The sequence below is a fragment of the Flavobacterium ardleyense genome (assembly GCF_033547075.1).
Lineage (GTDB): Bacteria > Bacteroidota > Bacteroidia > Flavobacteriales > Flavobacteriaceae > Flavobacterium > Flavobacterium ardleyense_A.
Window position 1 is genome coordinate 2,350,686 of record NZ_CP137891.1, and the last position, 20,103, is coordinate 2,370,788.

A 20,103-nucleotide genomic window follows, 5' to 3' on the forward strand; every position below is an offset into this window, starting at 1 on the left:
TAATTACACGATGAAAAAATACACCTATATAGTAGCGATTGCAGTTTCGGTTTTAGTCGCGTCTTGCGGCAAAGAGAAAGCGGAAGTTCAAGTAGACAATAGCCCGGCAGTAACTGTTCAAGTGAATAAAATAGCAGGAAGTGGAAACGGTCAGTTTCTATCCTTTAGCGGAAAAATCCAATCTGCAAATAGTGCTGATTTGAGCACAAGAATGATGGGTTATGTTACAAAAGCATCTGTAAACGTTGGCGACAAGGTTCAGAAAGGACAGCTTCTAGTTTCAATCAATAATGCTGAATTGCAAGCTCGAAGCTCTCAAGTAAGCGCTGGAATTGCCGAAGCAAATGCTGCTTTTGTAAGTGCGCAGAAAAACTATAAGCGTTTTCAAAATCTATTTGCAGATAATAGCGCGACTCAAAAAGAGTTGGATGATGTAACTGCAAATTACGAAATGGCAAAAGCAAGATTAGAATCTGCAAAGCAAATGAAAAACGAAGTGAATTCTCAATTTGCTTACACCAATATTACCGCGCCATTTGCGGGAGTAATTACCTCCAAAAACGTTGAAGCAGGCGATATGGCAAATCCTGGACAGACATTGATTTCGGTTGAAGCTCCGGGAGATTTTGAAGTGATGGCGACAGTACCGGAAACAGAAATTTCTGAAATTAAGAAAGGAGTGGAAGTAGATGTTTTTGTTCAAGCTCTAGGAAAAACCTTAAGAGGCACAGTAAAAGAAATAAGCAGCTCTGCACGAAATAGCGGCGGACAATATCTGCTTAAAGTTTCTCTCGGCAAAACCGACGCGTCCATATTATCGGGGATGTTTGCAACTGTTCAATTTCCTATCGAGAGAAGAAATACTACCGAAATGGTATTAATCCCCAAAACGGCAATAGTAACAAAAGGGCAGCTTTCTGGAGTTTATACCGTCAGCGAAAGCGGAACAGCAATATTGCGTTGGTTGAGATTAGGACGCACTTTTGGTGAAGATGTAGAAGTATTAAGCGGACTTTCTGCCGATGAATCGTATATCGTTTCGGCTGACGGAAAGCTTTACAACGGAGTAAAAATTACCGAACCTGGAACTTCTAGTCAAGAGAAAGGTGTCAAATAAAATTCCTATTAAGGATTTAAAATAAGAAAATCTCAAACTAATACTTCCATTAAAAGAAGTTTAAATAGGAAAAAAATATGAAAGAAGGTATAGCAGGAAAAATTGCAAAAGTTTTTATGCAGTCTAAGCTCACAGTGCTTTTGATGATTGTATTTATGGTAGTTGGTGTCTACAGTTCATTTTTGATTCCTCGTGAAGAGGAGCCACAAATTGATGTGCCAATGGCGGATATCTTTATCGGGTATCCAGGTGCAACTCCAACAGAAGTTGAATCTAGAGTAATCAAGCCACTGGAAAAAATAATCTCCAACATCAAAGGTGTGGAATATGTTTATTCAACCTCTAGTAATGAGCAAGGAATGCTGATCGTACAATTTTACGTAGGTGAAGATATTGAGCGTTCCTTTGTAAAATTGCACACAGAGATCAATCGCCATATGGATCAGATGCCTCAAGGTATTACAATGCCTTTGATAAAAGCTCGTGCTATTGACGATGTGCCAATGCTGGGACTTACATTATGGAGTGAAAACTACGATGATTATCAGCTTGGGCGAATGGCTCAAGAGTTAGAAGCGGAAATCAAAAAAATTACTGATGTTGCGGTTACCCATCAAATTGGTGGACGAAATCGTGAAATGCGGGTAATTTTAGATAAAGAAAAACTTTCGGCCAATGGATTGGATTTTCTGAGCGTTGCAGAGATGATTCGTGGAAGTAATACCCAATCACAATCAGGAACTTTTACTAAAAATGATACTGAATTTAGAGTAAATACTGCGAAGTTTTTAGAAACTATATCTGATGTTGAAAATCTTGTAGTTGGTGTGAATCAGAATCAACCAGTTTATTTAAAACAAATAGCAAAAATTGTTGATGGACCTCAAATGCCTAAAAATTATGTGAGTTTAGGGTTTGGAAAAGGAAGTGATAAGGAAGCTAGTTTTAATTCAGAATATCCTGCCGTTACAATTTCGGTAGCCAAAAGAAAAGGTGCTGATGCAATGCAAATTTCTGAAAAGATCTTGGCAAAAGTTGAGCACTTAAGAGCAGACTTAATTCCTGCAGATGTGCATGTAGAAGTAAGTAGAAACTATGGAGAAACAGCTTCAGAAAAAGTTTCTGAATTGCTTTGGCACTTGATAGGCTCTGTGATTGGAGTAACAATCGTGGTGATGCTAGCAATGGGTTGGCGTGGAGGTTTGGTAGTTTTTCTATCAGTTCCGGTGACGTTTGCTTTGACTTTACTCAGCTACTATATGTTAGATTATACCTTGAACCGAATTACATTATTCGCTTTGGTTTTTGTGACGGGAATTGTAGTTGACGATTCGATCATCATTGCCGAGAATATGCACCGACATTTCAAAATGAAGAAACTGCCTTTTAAAGAAGCAGCGCTTTATGCAATTAACGAAGTAGGAAATCCAACAATCTTAGCGACTCTTACGGTAATTGCATCCGTATTACCAATGGCTTTTGTTTCTGGTTTAATGGGGCCTTATATGGCGCCAATGCCAATCGGAGCTTCGATTGCGATGATTCTTTCTTTATTTGTAGCCTTGACTATTACACCTTATTTAGGATATATTTTCTTGACTCATACTGATAAAAAAGATGGAGTTGAAAAGGTAGAAAAACCACTTGAAGAAACTTATTTATTTAAACTGTATTCGAAAGTTGAAACTCCATTATTGGAAAATAGTGGAAAGCGTTGGTTATTTTTAGGAGGAACATTCATCGTTCTACTATTGACAATGGTTCTTTTCTTCACTAAATCAGTTGCAGTAAAAATGCTTCCTTTTGATAATAAGAATGAATTTCAAGTGGTGATTGATATGCCGGAAGGTACAACCCTTGAGCGTACTGCGGTTGTAACACAAGAAATTTCACAGTTTTTAGCTGGAAGACCTGAAGTTGTGAATTATCAAAATTACATTGGAACATCTGCACCAATTACTTTTAACGGACTTGTGCGTCATTATGATCTTCGTGGCGGAAGTAATATGGCAGATATTCAAGTGAATCTGATTAACAAAAACAATAGAACTGAACAGAGTCACGATATTGCAAAATTGCTTAGACCAGAAATTCAGAAAATTGCAGCAAAATACAGCGCAAATGTGAAATTGGTTGAAGTTCCGCCTGGACCTCCAGTGCTTTCTACAATTGTAGCAGAGATTTATGGACCTGATTATAATGAGCAAATTAAAATAGCTGATCAAGTTCAGAACATCTTGAGAAACACTGATGACGTAGTGGATGTGGATTGGATGGTAGAAGCAGATCAGAAAGAATTTCAGTTCGAAATAAACAAAGAAAAAGCGATGCTTTACGGAGTTTCGCCACAGCAAATTGTTGCTACGATGAATATGGCTTTATCAAATAAGTCGATTACAACTTTATCAGATGAGAATTCTGTAAAACAAGTTGGAATTATTCTATCGCTTGACGAAAAAGAAAAATCTACAGTTACGGATATTGCTCAATTAAAGATTAAATCGAATAGAGGTGCTATGCTTCCAATTTCGGACTTAGTTGTAATTAAAGAAACTATTGCAGCAAAAAGTATTTACCGTAAAAATCAAAAACGTGTTGTATTTGTTTTGGCGGATATGGCCGGAGATCTTGAAAGTCCTGCTTATGCAATTTTAGGAATGGACGAAAAACTGAAAGATGTGAAAGTTCCACAAGGTTATGAATTGAACGAGATGTATTTAGGGCAGCCTGATCACGAAGATAATTATACCGTTAAATGGGATGGAGAATGGCAGATTACCTTGGAAGTTTTCCGCGATTTGGGAATTGCTTTCTTGGGTGCGATTATTATGATTTACATTCTAATTGTAGGATGGTTTCAGAACTTTAAAGCGCCAATTGTAATGATGGTTGCAATTCCGCTTTCGCTAATCGGAATCATTTTAGGACACTGGATTATGGGAGCGTTTTTTACTGCAACATCATTTATCGGAATGATTGCATTAGCTGGAATTATGGTTCGGAATTCCGTGTTGCTGATTGACTTTATCAACTTGCGAACAGAGGAAGGAATTCTGCTTAAGCAAGCAGTTATTGAAGCAGGAGCAGTGCGAACAACTCCAATTTTGCTTACCGCAGGAACGGTAGTTATCGGAGCATTTGTAATTTTGTTTGACCCAATTTTTCAAGGTCTTGCCATCTCATTAATGGGTGGAACAATTGTATCGACCGTACTAACTTTAATTGTGGTGCCTTTGGTATATTATATGATCGAAAGAAAAAAAGAGGATAAGAAAGATGATGAAGTAATAGAATAGTTTAAATAGATTAATTAACTATAATTTAGAATAATAAACAACTTAAAAAATATAGATATGCTTAATAAAGTTTTCAGAATAATCGTTGGTAGTATGGTATTATTAAGTGTTGTACTTACCGTGTATGTCGATGCCGCCTTTATGTGGTTAACGGTTTTTATTGGTGTAAATCTCCTTCAATCTGCTTTTACAAAATGGTGTTTGCTAGAAAGTATTTTGAAAAAAGTTGGCCTTCGTGATGAAGGAGAATCTTGTTGCGGCGTTCCCTCACCGGCAACCAAATAATTTTAAATAATTAGAAATTTAAAACCCATAAAAGATAATTCTTTTATGGGTTTTTGTTTTTGGTGTATTTACTAAATAATCTTATTTTAGAAGATTCAGAATGCGCATCAGGAACAATTGTAAAAGCAAGTTCTATTCTATATTTGCCAAGCATTAATATCGAAAGACCCTTAAAATCTGAGTTGATTATTATATTTCAAACTTAGACAATTTCTCAAATCTGAAAGCAATTTTCCTAATATAATAATCAGCAATAAACTATCTCAATCCTTTAATTTAGATTATTTCGCTTTTTCCCTTTTTTAGATTTCCTCTAGCTTATCCAATTTTTAAAATCAGTCACTTTTTCTCTACTCACAATCACATCATCTGCTTTATAAGTTGGCAGAATTATTTTAAGACGGGAATTGCTGTAAACCACAATTTCCTTTAAAGCATTCAAGGGAACAATAAACTTTCTGCTGATTCGGTAGAATTTCCTTGGATCTAATTCGGTTTCCAACACTTCAAGCGTGCAGTCAATCAGGTAATCACGATTGTCAAGGGTGTGAATATAAGTTCCTTTGTTTTCACTATAAAAGCATTCAATTTCATCGGAGTTTATAATTTTTAAATGTGCGCCAATTTTGACCGTAAAGCGAGTTTTAAAAACTTTCTCTTGGGTAGAAAACATACTTTTTATCTGCTCAAAATTTAGCGAAAGGGACTCTTTCTGCTCTAATCTAGTTTTGAATTTAGCTATGGCTACAGCCAATTCCTCTTCATCAATTGGTTTAAGTAAGTAATCTATACTGTTTAATTTAAAAGCTCTTAGCGCGTAAGATTCGTACGCGGTCGTAAAGATAATGGCACTTTTGATTTCGATTTTATCAAAAATTTCGAAAGACAATCCATCCGAAAGTTGAATATCTAAGAAGATTAGATCAGGATGCGCATTATTGGAAAACCATTCTAATGCCTCTTCAACTGAATGTAGAAGTTTGGTTGTAAGATAACCCAACTGCTGAACTTTGCGTTGCAGAAGTCTTGCTGCGGGCTTCTCATCTTCGATAATTACAATTGTCATGATTGGATGAATTGTTTGTTTATAGTCATAAAATTTAAATTATTCCCACTTGGTAGTTTGCTTTTCATTCATAAATTCCTGAATTTTTCGCTCCTCCCATTTATTTCCGAAGAATAGTGTCTGCCCAAAGACATTTAAGCCGTGAAAGGCAAGACCAATTCCCCAAAATAGTGGAGTTGAAAAAGTTGAAAAATGCCAGAATTGCTCGCCCTTATCCAAATTTAAATACAGCGAAATAATGATAAATGCGTTTACTAGAAGATAAACTACAAAATGTGTATAAAATCCTTTAATTGATTTTACCTTTTTCTGGGCTCTTTCAAATCTAGCTTGTTCTTGTGCGGATAAATTTTCCATATTATTTTAAATTTAAAACTTTAATTCTCTTTTTCTATAAATTCTCTAAATTTTTTAGCCTCCCAATCCTTTCCGAGAAAAGGTGTTAGTTGAAATACGCTCATACCGTGTAACATCACGCCTGTTCCCCAGCAAATTAAGCTGAACCAAAACCATTGATATCCTGGCACTATAAAGATATTTACTGCAATTATTATCGGCATACAGGTGCAGTACAACCCAAGATTTATATAAAAGCTTTTCATATCACGTACCTTACTTTTCGCCCATTTATAGCGATTGTTATATTTTAGATCTTGCTTTTCCATCTTAATTCCATTTAGATTTGCTATCTTTTTCCATCAATTCCTTGATTTTTTTCTCTTCCCAATCGCTATTCAAAATTGGCATATAGTTAAAAACCTTCATTGCGTGCAACGACACCCCAATTCCCCAACCTAAAAGTGGATAGAAGAACCATAAATGCTGCGGACTTGTCATTAGATTTAATATAAGAAGTCCTGTATTGACAATAATATAAGAAGTTAGGTTTCCGTAGAAGCCTTTGAGATCTTCAACTCTTTTTTGAGCTTTAAGATATTTGTCTTGGGTAATGTTATTTGTATTTTCCATAACTGACACTTGTTTGGTTAATATTGGTAAGCTTACAGAAAATGTGCTTTTTGTTTCTTCAATCAACACTTTTCTGCCGGTTAGGATTCCATACCGATCTACGATATTTTGCAATCCTACACCTTTTCGGTCTTGCAGTATTTCCTTTTTCTGCAAATCATTTTCAACAGTGAGATAATCGCCCATATCTATTATCCTGATATACAGTGGTCTTTGTTCGCTAACTACATTGTGTTTAATCGTATTTTCTAAAAGTAATTGTAGTGAAAGCGGAACAACTTTTCCATCTGGGTTTGAAATAACTTCTGGCAATTCGAAGAAAAGGCTATTTTCAAAACGCATTTTTAGCAGATTCATGTAGGTATTTGCAAACGCTAATTCTTCGGTAACCGAAATTAACTCCTTGTCTTTCTGTTCCAAAACGTAGCGATATATTTTGGATAGGGAAGTGGTAAAGCGTTGTGCGTTCTGAGGATTTTCTTCGATGAGTGAACTCAAAACATTAAGACTATTGAAGAGAAAATGCGGATCGATTTGATTTTTTAAACTTTCAAATTGTGCAGAAGCGGTTCCCGCAATAATTTTTTGTTGTTTAATCTTGGTTTCCTGAGCATTTTTGTACGATTGCGCACCATAAAATGCTGTTGCTAAAGATGCTGCAATGATCGCAAAATTTCGGACTTCGGTGAAACTGAAAACTGAAAAGAAATCACTAAGAGGTTGTTGTCTCAGCATTGTTAAATCAAATACTGCCAACAATAAAAATGTTGCGACAGTTATCAAAACACTTCCTGCCACGGCAAACAGTAATTTATAATTCGGAAACTTCTTCCACAAATATCCTTTTAGAGCAAAATCAAAGTAATATCTATTTACTACGGTCAATATTGTTCCGTAAAGCAAAATTTTCACAACCTTAATAATAAGAATATTATTCACAATAAATTCCATTCCAGAATACCATTGAAAGCCTAAGATAACAACAGTAAATAATAGGCTGAAAGTAAATCCTAGCAAGATGGTTTTTAAAAAATACTCGAAATTGGGTTGCATAATTCTGCTTTTATAAAGATATTTTTACTGCTAATTCTGAATCAAATTTAATCTAAAATGTTTGCGGATATTTACTCTGCTTGAAAGTAATGTATTCATTTTTTTTGCTTTCGCTAAAAATTTACTGTCCATCGCTGATCACCAAACATTTCTTGACTGAATTATTGCTACTTTTTCATAATGTGAATTTTTAAGTTAATAAAATCGCTCTGATTTCTCAAACAAAAGTGCGCAACTTCAATAGAAAACAAAAAAGCTTCTTACCCAACCGTAGTATTTGATGGATGAATGGTAATTATTAAAATCAAAAAAAAGTAGGAATTTAGTATTTTGATAATTTTTAGATTACTTAAACCAGTGATACTGAAATCAGAAAGGAGTTTAAACTTTAAGTCTAAACTCCTTTTATTTTCGCATTCAATTAAATCATTACAATTAGAAAGTGTATTTATCTTAAAAAACGTAATTTATTAGATGTCAGTACTTTTAAATGATAATTCTTAAAATAAAAATTAAACCGCAGTATAACCACCATCAATTAGATAATATCCACCGGTGATGAAAGATGATTTGTCAGAACTCAAAAACAATACTAGTTCGGCAACTTCTTCTGCTGTTCCTAATCTATTCATTGGATGTTTGGCCTTCAAATCCTTCAACATTTCTGGAGATAAAGCTTCTAATAGGGGAGTTTCGATGTAACCGGGCCCCACTGAGTTGCAACGAATGTTTTTCTGTCCATACTCTGCTCCGATGTTTTTTGTTAAGCCAACAACTGCGTGCTTAGCTGCGGTGTAGGCCGAAGACATTGGTGCTGCAACAGTTCCGTGAATTGATGCCATATTTACAATTACTCCTCCACCATTTTTTTCCATTTGCTCTAGTTCGTATTTACATCCAAAAAATACCCCGTTCAAATTAATGTTGATTACTTTATTCCAACTTTCGCTTGAATAGTCGGCAGTTAAATTTTGCTCACCACCAATTCCTGCATTGTTGCAAGCGATATCAAGTCTACCATATTTTTCAACAGTTTGTCTTATTAAAAGCTCTACTTCCTTTTCGTCTGAGGTATCTGCCTTAATAAAAAACGCTTCACCACCGTTTGCCTTAATTTGTTCAACTACTAGCTTACCATTTTCGGCACTAATATCATTAACGACAACTTTAGCGCCTTCTTTAGCATATAAAACTGCTATTGCTTTGCCAATCCCTGAACCTGCACCTGTTACTAACGCAACTTTTCCATCTACTAATTTCATTTTTTGTTTATTTTATGTGGTTAAAATTTGATTGTCTATAATTTACAACTTAACCCTGTAAGATAAAAATCAACAAATCGATTTTAAGAAAAATATAGTATCCGCTAGCAATTAATAAAGTAAGTCACTGAAATAAAATCGGGAAATTTTCCACTTTTTAACTAGATAAAATGTAAAAGTCAATTTTACACAATCAATATCGATTCTTTCCTCGAATTTGCACGATGTCTAATCAGAATAATCTTTAAGAAGTGACCGATAATTCTTCAATATTTTGCTTCGACTTACAAAACCTTTAAATTTACGTTCTTGATTTAAAAGTGGTAAATACCACACATTTGCTTCGTCAAGCATTTTCACAACTTTCATAACTGAATCAGTTGGCGTAATTGTAAAAGGAGGATTTATGGCGATTTCGCTCACCGTATGCTCTGCGGGAGACTTCTCGTTGAGCAAAAATGGACGTAAATGTTCTCTCGTAATAATTCCAAAAAATACATTATCATTATCTAAAACAGCTATTGTATTATTATCACTTTTTCTAAATTTATGCAAAACATCGTCGACGCTGTCATTTACTTTCACTACAATCGAGTCGTCTTCGAGACATTTAAAAAGCGAAATATGAGAGAGAATATTCTGATCTTGTCTAGTAGTGAAAATCTCGCCTCGATTAGCCAAATTGCTGAAAGCGGGATTTATAGGAGAGAAAAATTTATTGATTACAAAAGAAATAACCGCTACAATCATCAAGGGTATAAATAAATCGTAGCCACCGCTACATTCGGCAATTAGGAAAATTGCAGTGAGAGGTGCGTACAACGAACCTGCCATAACGCCGGTCATTCCCACCAGCATCAAGTTTGTGAGCGGAACGTCCTGAAAACCGAGAACAATTAAAACATATCCAAATAAATAGCCTAGCAATCCACCTGCAACTAGCGACGGAGCAAATGTCCCACCGGTGCCGCCAGAACTTAATGTAATGCTTGTTGCAAACGCCTTAAGCAGAATAGCTAAAGTCAAAAAAGTGATAAAAACCCATTTCGAAGGTTCTAAATAAGAAAATAAACTGCCTTGAATCAAGGTTTCAATATTACCAGTATTCAAAGTTTTAATATTAGAATACCCTTCGCCAAAGAGTGGCGGAAATAAGATACACAACAATGATAAAATCGAACCCCCAATTATTGCCTTTAGCAAATACCTATTTTTGAATTTAGCAAAAAAGTGATGAGTCTTCTGAACGACTAAATTAAAGTATCTCGCATAAAAACCGGTAAAAACTCCTAATCCAATATAAAATAAAATATTTAGATGATTAAAGGTTTCCCGAGCCGGCATGTAAAACAAAACGTTCTCGTCTAAGATAATTTTCGACAGCAAACTTCCACAAATCGCTGCGATAACTAGCGGAATGAAATCCGTGAAAACCAATCCCACCAATATAATTTCAAAAGCAAACATCACCGCGGCAATCGGCGCGTTAAAAGCAGCTGCTATTCCTCCGGCGGCACCGGCGGCGAGCAGAAGGGTTTTTTCTTTAAATCCTAGCCGATATCGCTGCCCATAATTTGATCCAACTGCCGCACCAGTAAGGGCGATGGGTGTTTCTAATCCTGCAGAGCCACCAAAACCAATAGTTACGGCAGATTGCAGCACTAAAGAATACATTTTTGTCGATTTAATATTGCTATCGTTTTTCGAAATTGATCTTAGCACATAAGACATTTCCTGATTCTTATCGCCTTTAAATATGAATCGTACTATCAAAGCGGTAAATACAATTCCTAATAATGGAGAAATACCATAAATAATAAATCGTTCACTAAACGGAATGTCATTATTGATAAAGTGTTGGATTTTATGTACAAAGACCTTCAAAATAACTCCAGCTAGGCCGGCACTTAATCCCACCAAAATTCCTGACAAAATAAGAAACTGTGATCTTGTCAGTTTACCGCTAACCCAAATCAAAAATTTTTCGATAAAATTAAATTTCCGAAAAGGGTAATTAATAAATTCTTGATTGAATCGAAGAAAATTGGTGTATAACTTTTGAATTTCTTTGAGCATTAATCGCTACTTCATTTAATTAGTAATCATCTATGAAAAAATTTTAAGTTTTAAATCACGTAAAATCAAAAAATAGGTGCAAGAGAATGCAAAAATACATAAAAGAAGGGGTTCGGTTAATAAAACCGCAATAGATTTTTAACAAATAACGAAATGGATGCAGAAAAAGAAAAATTTTAAGATATCTATTTTAGTGAGGTAGAAATTGCATTAACTCTTATTAATCAATGTCCTTTTGAACTAGTCGATTACTTATTGAAAGTAATAAAATTGCAACAAGATCTGGATTCTCTAAATCTGAAAGTTTGCGGATTTTTATGTGTCGAAATAATTTTCCGGTGCCTTCGAGCAGACATTTGGGATCGTCCAACTCGGCGCCGTAATTAAATCCTAAATTTACGTGCTTTGAAGCAGGCATAATATGACAAAAATGTTCGGTTTTTTTCTTTGGACCAATTCCGTAACCTATATTTTTTTGTTTTACCCAAACAACTTCGACCACCTTTGGAAAGGTGCTCAAAATAAGTTGCCGCGTAGATCGCGCGATGATTTTCATTTCTTCAGGAAATCCTTCGATAGCTAATTCAAAATCTTCACTTTCCATAAATCTTCAAAATTATTTAACTCCTATTCCAGTTATATTTTCTTTCGACCTGTAAAGTCTGTCATTGTATCGTAGATTCCCATCACATTTCCGGCAAACCAATCAAAAAGTCCCACTGAAAAAATCGCTTGGCCAAATCTTGTTAGATTATAGATATATCCAGGAATGCTAATCAACTTTCGATTATTTTCGATTGCCTGTATAATTGTCAAAGATGCCGCTTCTGGTTCAAGAATTGGAATCTTTGATTTGACACCATCAAACATTCCGGTATTAATATAATAAGGCATTATTGTCGTAACATTAATATTTTTTTTCAATTGCTTCATTTCGAGTCTTAAACTATCAGACCAACCAATTAACGACCATTTGCTAGCGGCATAAACCGACATTTTCGGATTAGAAATCAGTCCGCCAGAAGACGCAATATTGCAAATATATCCTGAATTTCTTGCCAACATCTGCGGCAAGAATTCTGCGGTTATCAACATCGGGGCAGTAGCATTGATGACCATCGTTTTCAGAATATCGGTAGTGGAATGTTCGCTAAAGTATTTCCCCACAATAATTCCAGCATTGTTAATCAGAATATCGACCGTATGGTTGTGTCGAAATACTTTTTGAGCGGTCGACTGAATTTCTTCTAGATTTGAAACATCAATTTTATATCCTACAATAGTTCCAAAACCTGAAAATTCCTCGATAACCTTGTCAATTCCTTCTTGATTAATATCCCAAACTATTACCTTTGCTTTTCGTTCCAACATTAGCCGAGCCATGATTTTTCCAATTCCAGACGCTCCGCCAGTAATCAGTACAGTTTTATTTTCTACTTTCATATTTAGTGCGCTTTTTGCCTAGGTAATGCAATATACAAGGTTTCGAAATTTCTTGGTGTCTTTTTGGTTAATTCGATATTATCCCTGAAAATAAACAAAGTTAAAAGGAAATAAATGTTGGCGACAGAAATATAGCTTCTATTCTTAGTTGGTGTGGATGTAAAAAAAGTAAGTCGCAATATCTAAATTTAGTAAATTATTATCAAAAAAAATGCTTCGCCGTACTTACAAAAGTACAACGAAGCATTTATATTAAGTTAAAAACAGTTTTTAGTTTTTAAATACTGTTTTTCCGTCTTTAGTCAATTCTAGGTTTTCACCTTTTCCTCTCAATTCGTATTGATCATTTTTGTACCAAATTCCTGAAGCTGCTCTTTCGGCAACCATATCAATTTGCTCACCACCATTCAAATATACTTTCACAGTACCTGCATCATTATTATAAGTCATATCAAGGGTGTTTCCTTTGCTGTCTTTTAAAGAAGAAGTTACAATATCATCAGCATGTTCAAAAACGGTAACACCATCTTTTTTAAGTTCGATGTCATTTCCTTTTCCTCTTAATTCGTACTGATCATTTTTGTACCAAATTCCAGAAGCTGGCTTTTGACTAACTAATTCGCTAGTTTGCCCATCAAATTTGATCGTCGCGACATCTTTGGAGTTGTCGTAAGTAACTTCAAGCGTTTTACCGTTTTTGTCAGTAGTGGTCACGGTGTTTACATCATTTGTTACCGTTTCTGTCGTTACAACATCCACATCGGTAGTTTCCTTTGGAGTTTCTTTGCAAGAAGTTAAAAATAAAGCCGAAAGCATTCCGAGTGTGATAATTCCTTTTTTCATAATTATTTAATTTTTTTTAATTTAATTTGGTTGATTGGGTGTTTCAAATACTTTGCCAAACTCCATTAAGCAAATCGGAGTTTTAGATAAAGTTCAAAAATAATAGCGGCTTCAAATCGAAATTCAAGCCGCTTAATTTTTAGATAACTATTATGCAATTCAGTAACAATCACTGAACCTTGATTATGCTTGTTTGATAAACTGTACATCAACAACCAATCTCACTTTGTCAGAAACTACAATGCTTCCTGCCTCGGTTACAGCATTCCAAGTAAGGTTAAAGTCTTTTCTGCTTATTTCACCTTTTATTTCCAATCCTGCTTTAGTTTGTCCGTAAGGATCTACTGCAATCCCGTTTAATTCAGCATCTAAAGTGATTTCTTTAGTAATATCACGAATTGTAAGATCTCCTATTAATTTATCTCCTTTGAAAGATTTTGAAACAAACTTCATTTCAGGAAATTTTTCTGAGTTAAAGAAATCGTCCGATTTTAAATGTGCGTCTCTATCCGCATTTTTTGTATTGATTGAAGCTGTCTTTGCTGAGAATTCAAGAGAAGCATTTTCAAAACTATCCCCTTCAGTTTTTGCAGTTGCAGTAAAGTCTTCAAAATGACCAGTTACGGTCGAAATCATCATGTGCTTTACTTTAAAGGCGATTTCTGAATGCGTTGCGTCAATTGTCCAATTTGTGTTGTTGCTCATCTTAGTTTTATTTTAAATTATTAAATTATTTTTGTTTTTATTTTTATTCTACTTATTATAAACTCATCGGAACTTCCATCAATAAGATTTCGGTGTCACTATCTGCTTTTATGTCCAATTTATCTGTATCCCAGACACCAAAACCATCTCTAAGATTTAATTTCTGACCATTAATGGTAACGTCACCTTTTAATACAAATGCATAAACACCATTATTTTCAGAATCGTTGAAATTGTAAGTAATCTCTTTTCCCTGATCAAGATTTGTCATATTAAACCAAGCATTCTGATGAATCCAAACTCCCGCATCGTCCGCATTTGGAGAAAGAATCTGCTGCAATTTGTTTTTACGATCTTCGGTGTCCAAAGTTATCTGATCGTAACGAGGCTGTACATTTTGCTTATTTGGAATTACCCAAATTTGTAAAAATTTCACCGCTTTGTCGGGATTGTTGTTATATTCTGAATGCATAACTCCCGTTCCCGCACTCATCACTTGGATATCTCCTTGTTTAATTACCGTCTCATTGCCCATATTATCTTTATGTTTCAAATCTCCTTCTAGTGGAATCGAAACAATTTCCATATCTCTGTGCGGATGCGTTCCGAAACCTTGATTTTCTGAAACTTGATCGTCATTAAGAACTCGTAAAACTCCAAAGTTCATACGCTCTGGATTGTGATAATTTGCAAAACTGAAAGTATGTCTAGATTTTAGCCAACCGTGGTCTGCATTTCCTCTTGTGTCTGCTTTGTGAAGTACTGTGTTCATAGTCTTTATATTTTTATTTGGTAAATGATTGTATCCTACTTTTCTCTTTAATAAATCGAAAGTTGAATTTTCTTTTTCGCTGCTGTTCAATTCAAATGCTCTTGGACAAATGTTACAGCAATTGCTGTAATCAATGAGCTTTTTAGAAAATTCTTCCGATCCATAATTTTAGCTTTAAAAGTATACTGCAAAGATATGGCAGCTATAAAGGCTGTGGAATATGAAAAAATTGCTAAAACGTATGAAATTCCGATGTTATGGAGGAGTTTTTAATTGAGAGCCATCATTTAGATTTAATTATAAAATTAGAAATCTAAATTTACTACATTAAAATTTGAAAAATTAAAAAATAAGTGAGTTATATCCCCTTTCTAGTATTAATCACTTAGGAAGTGGCTTCAAAATTCTTAAAATTAGAAGGCGATAAATCAGTATGTTTTTTAAAGAAAGCACTGAAGTTGGCGGGCTCATTAAATCCTAATTCATATCCAATCTCTTTATTTGACAGCTCGGTAAAGTAAATCAAACGTTTTGCCTCGGTAACAATCCTAGTTTGAATATATTCTTTTGCAGTTTTGCCAATTGTAGTTTTTACAACCCGATTAAGATGATCGGCAGATATGGCAAGCAAATTTGCATAATAGCTGGTTGAATGTTCTTTTCTAAAATCGCGATCAACATATTTCTTAAATGCTCTAATGATATTTTTTCCACTGTTATCATTTTCTAAATCAATCGGATTGGTCGAGCAGATATTATTACATTCTATTAAAATTAATTTTAAGTAGGAGCCAATAGAGAGATTTTTCATATTCGCATTGCTATGAAATATTTGAAATATACTTTCGGAAAAATTTTCAATCAAATCAAATTGGGACTCTTCTAAGATTAAAGGCGGCGTTACGCCATAATTCTGAAATAGGTTCAGACTATCAATAAATGATAGCGGAATTGAATTTTCAACCAGAAATTGCGTTGCAAAGGTCATCACAAAACCTTGTGATTGCTCTTCTTCGATTACTTGGTGAATCTGTCCTGGGGCAACAAAAAAAATCTGTCGCTCGCTTAAATCATAACTGGTAAAATCTATTTTGTGTAAACCTTTAGCCTTTTTTATAATCAAAACGGTGAAGTAGTTATGCCGATGTGGCTCATCAATAGCTCCATTTCGCTTTTGATAAATATCTTGCATTTTCGAAATCCCAAAATTTAGATTGGTCTTTTCTGAATTTACTGCCTGATATGTTTTAAAGCTTTCCATTTTTTATAATATAATAAATTTAATAGCTCATTCCTAAATTTCTTAATCATTAACAAGTCAATATTAATTTATTGGAGTTGGTAAGGTGTATGTAAAATTTATAACTTTAGATTGATGCTAATTTTATCCTGAGGATGTGAAGATACCTTTTTTTATAAAATTGTTCAAAGGCACATCTCATTTGAAAGATCAATAAATATTAACGATTTAAAAATTTTGGTTTCTTAGACATTAAGAATGTCCGCTTATAACTCCATCTGCAAAAAGTAAAAAAGCGGAAAATCAATTAAAATTCAATTTTCCGCTTTCGTATAGTTATCATAACAAAATTATTCTTCATTTACTCCAAAACGGCAAGTGCCATTTTGCGTAAGCCAAAAACCAACATCGCAACCTTCAATTACACTTTCGTCCTTCAAAATTCCTCCCAGTCGAACTTCAGATCCTTGCTTGTCAAAAAGTTCTGGAGTTTCGTCCGAAATATATTTGATCGAGTAACCTTCAGGCGTAAAAAGATCTGCCTTTATCAGAAATTCATCGCCATCACTTCTGGTGATTTCAAACAGCATTTTGCCGTCCAGAGTGCAAGTAGTAATATCGCCAGTGTGATCTAAAGTTAAATCTCCAATCGCAGATTCCTCAGTTGTAATCAAACTGCTTCCTTTGGCTGTAGCCAAATAAGTCCCTTCTGCATCAAAAATTGGAATTTGTGTTGTATATCCAAATCCTGCCTCTTTGATGATCTCAATCATATTTAGATTGTCATATTTCAAAATTATAGGAACTTCGATAAAGGTATTTGATCCCATTGTGACCTTTGGCCAATTGATAAAGAGGAGTTTATCTGTATCCATTATTGTATAATATTAAATTGTTTTCAAATTTGTATTGGTAACGTGCCATCGTAAAAAAGTGGCATAGTCGCAATATACAAATTTTTTGCTTTTGCAAAGCAAGATTCTAGCAACTATAATAGAATCTTGGCCCGAAAAACTAAGTTGCTTAGCGTAAAAATACTACCCAACGAAATAATTATTTTATAAAATTAAAGCAAAAAAATACTGAATCATTGCTGATTCAATAATTTTACAATTTGCTAATATAGCTTCCGTACAAATCTTTAAACTGCAATTTCTGATCCACGCGTTCTTTGCTTAGTTTGTTGTATTCTACCAATCCCCAAAGGATAAATTCCTTTAAGAAGTAACGATCTTCGGCAACGACTTCCGGTTGATAAGTATTAATCAAATCGTCAAGTGGCGTGATTGAATCCAGCTGCGCTTTATATTCCTCATCTGTCATATCATCGTATAGTTCGAAATTAGTTTCAGAGAAAAACCATTCTAAAACTTTAGCATAAGGCGATTTTTCAGTATTGCGTTCTAGTTTTTCAATCTCTGGAAAATAACCTGGAAATAAAGTATGAATGGCATCGTTCATTAGATGTTGCGCAACTATCGCAGCACCTTCTTGTTCGCCTTCGTAAACTAATTCGACTTTACCAGTAATCGCTGGAATAATTCCCATAAAATCTGATAATCTAACTGTAGTTTCTTCTTCTCCTAATATCAACGCACGTCTTTCGGCAGTACTCATCAAGTTTTCGAAAGCAGTAATACTCATTCTCGCACTCACACCACTTTTGCTATCTACAAACTCGCTATCACGAGCTTCAAAACTTATCTGCTCTAGCAAATCACTAGCAAGCGAAGGCACGTAAACTGCATCGATTTGCTCTTTTTTCAATTTCGATTCCTGAGTGGTAATATGTCTTGCAACCGCAATAGTTTCTGGATAATGGGTCAAAATCTGAGATCCAATTCTATCTTTTAAAGGTGTAACAATACTTCCTCTATTGGTATAATCCTCTGGATTTGCGGTAAATACAAACTGCATATCTAGCGGCATTCGCAATTTAAAACCTCTAATCTGAATATCGCCTTCTTGAAGAATATTGAATAATGCCACCTGAATTCTAGCTTGCAAATCGGGAAGTTCGTTAATTACAAAAATACATCTGTTGGCACGCGGAATCATTCCGAAATGTATCACGCGGTCATCTGCGTAAGATAATTTTAGGTTTGCAGCTTTTATTGGATCGACATCTCCAATCAGATCGGCAACAGTTACATCTGGAGTTGCAAGTTTTTCAGAAAAACGCTCACTTCTATGCAACCAGGAAATTGGAGTATCGTCACCTTTTTCTTCTAGAAGATTTGTAGCAAATCTCGAAATAGGAGCGAAGGGGTCGTCATTAATTTCTGATCCAGTTACATACGGAATATACTCGTCAAGAAGCTCAACCATCTTGCGCGCAAGTCTGGTTTTTGCTTGACCTCTAAGTCCTAATAAATTGATATTATGTCTGGACAAAATCGCGCGTTCCAATTCTGGAATTACCGTATTTTCAAAACCGTGAATTCCTTCAAAAGCGGCTTGTCCTAATTTTATTCTGTTTCGTAAATTATCGCGTAATTCATCTTTAATACTTTTTGAAATGTATCCTGAATTCTTTAATTCGCCGAATGTTTTTATATCTTCTGTTTTCATATTATTTTTAAAAAATCTTAGTATGTAATTATTATTGTGGTAGTTGTGTAATTTTATTTAAAGCGATAGTTCAGCTATTAATATTACTTAACTCGCTTCTTTCTGTTGGTTTCATAATCCTGAAAGATCATTTCGCCCAGTCCTTTAAGTCCGGTATAAAAAGCCTTTCCTTGATTTGTTTCGGTAAATTTATTCACGAACTTCTGCAAATAAGGATCATCCGCAATCATAAAAGTGGTGATTGGAATATGCAGTTTCCGAGCTTGAGCCGCCTGATTGTAACACTGCTCCGTGATATACTCGTCAAGGCCATTACTATTCATATAATAGGTGCCATCTTTTTCACGAACACAACTCGGTTTCCCGTCAGTAATCATAAAAATCTGCTTATTTGTATTCCGTTTTCGCCTCAACATATCCATCGCCAATTGAAGTCCTGCAACGGTATTTGTATGATAAGGACCAACATTTAAATAAGGCAAATCTTTGATTTTTATGGGCCAGGCATCATTCCCGAAAACTAAAATTTCAAGAGTATCTTTTGGATAGCGAGTAGTAATTAATTCCGCCAAAGCCATCGCAACTTTCTTGGCAGGCGTGATTCGATCTTCGCCATACAAAATCATACTGTGACTAATGTCAATCATCAAAACGGTACTCATTTGCGATTTATACTGCGCATCTTCCACGACCAAATCATCTTCGGTGAGTTTAAAATCGCCAATTCCGTGATTTACCTGTGCATTTCTCAGACTTTCGGTCAGGGAAATACTTTCGTAATTATCACCAAAATTATAACTTCGGAATTCTCCCGTTTGCTCATCTCCAGCGCCAGAATGTTTGGTTTTATGATTTCCACCACCTGATTTTTTCAGAGCGCCAAAAATTTGGTCTAAAGCCGCTTGTCGAATTGCACGTTCGGTTTTTGAAGTAATTTTCGTTCCAGATCCGCCTTCACCGTCAAATTCCTCGCGGATATATCCTTTCTTTTTCAAATCTTCAATAAAATCATCGATCGTATATTCAGCCGTAGTCAGCTTATATTCCTCATCCAACTGCCGCAACCAATCAATCGCTTCATCAAAATCGCCCGAAGTATGGACAATTAGCTCCTTAAATATTTCGAATAATTTATCAAAAGGGGACTGATACGGAGCCTCATATTGCTTAAAGGAAAATCCTTTTTTATAACTTTTTTCCATAGAATATAAATTTACTACTTATAACTTCCACCGATGCCAAGCAATTATTAATCTTTAGTTAAAAGGATTCAATCACATTTATGACAGTAATGACAAGCTTTCTATTTTTTTCCTTTTCGGAAAGAATAAAGCTCGCAAGACGATTTCTGCTATAATTTTAGGCGGTAATCTTCCGTAAAGCGGATAGAGAGAAGCGATTTTGT

At 34.9% G+C, this 20,103-nt stretch carries 18 protein-coding genes; 3 read left to right on the top strand and 15 right to left on the bottom strand.

The genetic code is table 11. From position 1 onward, the window contains the following. Positions 1-10 precede the first annotated feature (10 nt). From SBO79_RS10205 to SBO79_RS10215, 3 genes are all read left to right on the top strand, one after another. On the top strand, positions 11-1,117 hold the full coding sequence (locus SBO79_RS10205; protein ID WP_318640295.1) for an efflux RND transporter periplasmic adaptor subunit: 1,107 nt from the start codon (positions 11-13) through the stop codon (positions 1,115-1,117). A 77-nt stretch (positions 1,118-1,194) separates the two neighbouring features. Continuing rightward, positions 1,195-4,413: an efflux RND transporter permease subunit gene (locus tag SBO79_RS10210; protein WP_318640296.1), complete on the top strand. Its 3,219-nt coding sequence runs from the start codon at positions 1,195-1,197 to the stop codon at positions 4,411-4,413. A 57-nt stretch (positions 4,414-4,470) separates the two neighbouring features. Further along, positions 4,471-4,698, top strand: coding sequence for a YgaP family membrane protein (locus SBO79_RS10215; protein ID WP_318640297.1), 228 nt, complete (start codon positions 4,471-4,473; stop codon positions 4,696-4,698). Positions 4,699-5,011: 313 nt separating this feature from the next. On the opposite strand, the gene SBO79_RS10220 is transcribed toward SBO79_RS10215, so the two are convergent. The 15 genes from SBO79_RS10220 to SBO79_RS10290 form a co-directional block, all read right to left on the bottom strand. Continuing rightward, on the bottom strand, positions 5,012-5,764 hold the full coding sequence (locus SBO79_RS10220; protein ID WP_318640298.1) for a LytR/AlgR family response regulator transcription factor: 753 nt from the start codon (positions 5,762-5,764) through the stop codon (positions 5,012-5,014). A gap of 39 nt (positions 5,765-5,803) precedes the next feature. Then, positions 5,804-6,121 carry a 2TM domain-containing protein gene (locus tag SBO79_RS10225; protein WP_318640299.1) on the bottom strand — a complete coding sequence of 106 codons (318 nt, stop codon included), beginning with the start codon at positions 6,119-6,121 and terminating at the stop codon, positions 5,804-5,806. A gap of 20 nt (positions 6,122-6,141) precedes the next feature. After that, entirely contained in the window at positions 6,142-6,429 is a 288-nt protein-coding gene (locus tag SBO79_RS10230; protein WP_318640300.1) for a 2TM domain-containing protein, read from the bottom strand. A gap of 1 nt (position 6,430) precedes the next feature. Next, positions 6,431-7,786 carry a 2TM domain-containing protein gene (locus tag SBO79_RS10235; RefSeq protein WP_318640301.1) on the bottom strand — a complete coding sequence of 452 codons (1,356 nt, stop codon included), beginning with the start codon at positions 7,784-7,786 and terminating at the stop codon, positions 6,431-6,433. Positions 7,787-8,298: 512 nt separating this feature from the next. Next, complete coding sequence (locus SBO79_RS10240) at positions 8,299-9,048, bottom strand: SDR family NAD(P)-dependent oxidoreductase (protein WP_318640302.1); 750 nt, start codon at positions 9,046-9,048, stop codon at positions 8,299-8,301. A gap of 228 nt (positions 9,049-9,276) precedes the next feature. Beyond that, a complete protein-coding gene (locus tag SBO79_RS10245; protein ID WP_318640303.1) occupies positions 9,277-11,124 on the bottom strand; it encodes a chloride channel protein in 1,848 nt (615 codons plus the stop codon). Between the two features lie 220 nt (positions 11,125-11,344). Continuing rightward, positions 11,345-11,728 (bottom strand): DUF1801 domain-containing protein, encoded by a 384-nt coding sequence (locus SBO79_RS10250; RefSeq protein WP_318640304.1) that lies wholly within the window; start codon positions 11,726-11,728, stop codon positions 11,345-11,347. 32 nt (positions 11,729-11,760) lie between these two features. Next, on the bottom strand, positions 11,761-12,567 hold the full coding sequence (locus SBO79_RS10255) for an SDR family oxidoreductase (RefSeq protein WP_318640305.1): 807 nt from the start codon (positions 12,565-12,567) through the stop codon (positions 11,761-11,763). Positions 12,568-12,837: 270 nt separating this feature from the next. Next, entirely contained in the window at positions 12,838-13,410 is a 573-nt protein-coding gene (locus tag SBO79_RS10260; protein WP_318640306.1) for an MliC family protein, read from the bottom strand. Positions 13,411-13,593: 183 nt separating this feature from the next. Next, complete coding sequence (locus tag SBO79_RS10265; RefSeq protein ID WP_318640307.1) at positions 13,594-14,115, bottom strand: YceI family protein; 522 nt, start codon at positions 14,113-14,115, stop codon at positions 13,594-13,596. A 55-nt stretch (positions 14,116-14,170) separates the two neighbouring features. Then, positions 14,171-14,887 carry a pirin family protein gene (locus SBO79_RS10270; protein WP_318640308.1) on the bottom strand — a complete coding sequence of 239 codons (717 nt, stop codon included), beginning with the start codon at positions 14,885-14,887 and terminating at the stop codon, positions 14,171-14,173. A gap of 385 nt (positions 14,888-15,272) precedes the next feature. Continuing rightward, positions 15,273-16,148 (bottom strand): AraC family transcriptional regulator, encoded by an 876-nt coding sequence (locus tag SBO79_RS10275; RefSeq protein ID WP_318640309.1) that lies wholly within the window; start codon positions 16,146-16,148, stop codon positions 15,273-15,275. 329 nt (positions 16,149-16,477) lie between these two features. Then, on the bottom strand, positions 16,478-17,002 hold the full coding sequence (locus tag SBO79_RS10280; protein WP_318640310.1) for a hypothetical protein: 525 nt from the start codon (positions 17,000-17,002) through the stop codon (positions 16,478-16,480). A gap of 232 nt (positions 17,003-17,234) precedes the next feature. After that, complete coding sequence (locus SBO79_RS10285) at positions 17,235-18,698, bottom strand: magnesium chelatase (protein ID WP_318640311.1); 1,464 nt, start codon at positions 18,696-18,698, stop codon at positions 17,235-17,237. Between the two features lie 83 nt (positions 18,699-18,781). Further along, on the bottom strand, positions 18,782-19,900 hold the full coding sequence (locus SBO79_RS10290) for a vWA domain-containing protein (RefSeq protein ID WP_318640312.1): 1,119 nt from the start codon (positions 19,898-19,900) through the stop codon (positions 18,782-18,784). Positions 19,901-20,103 lie beyond the last annotated feature (203 nt).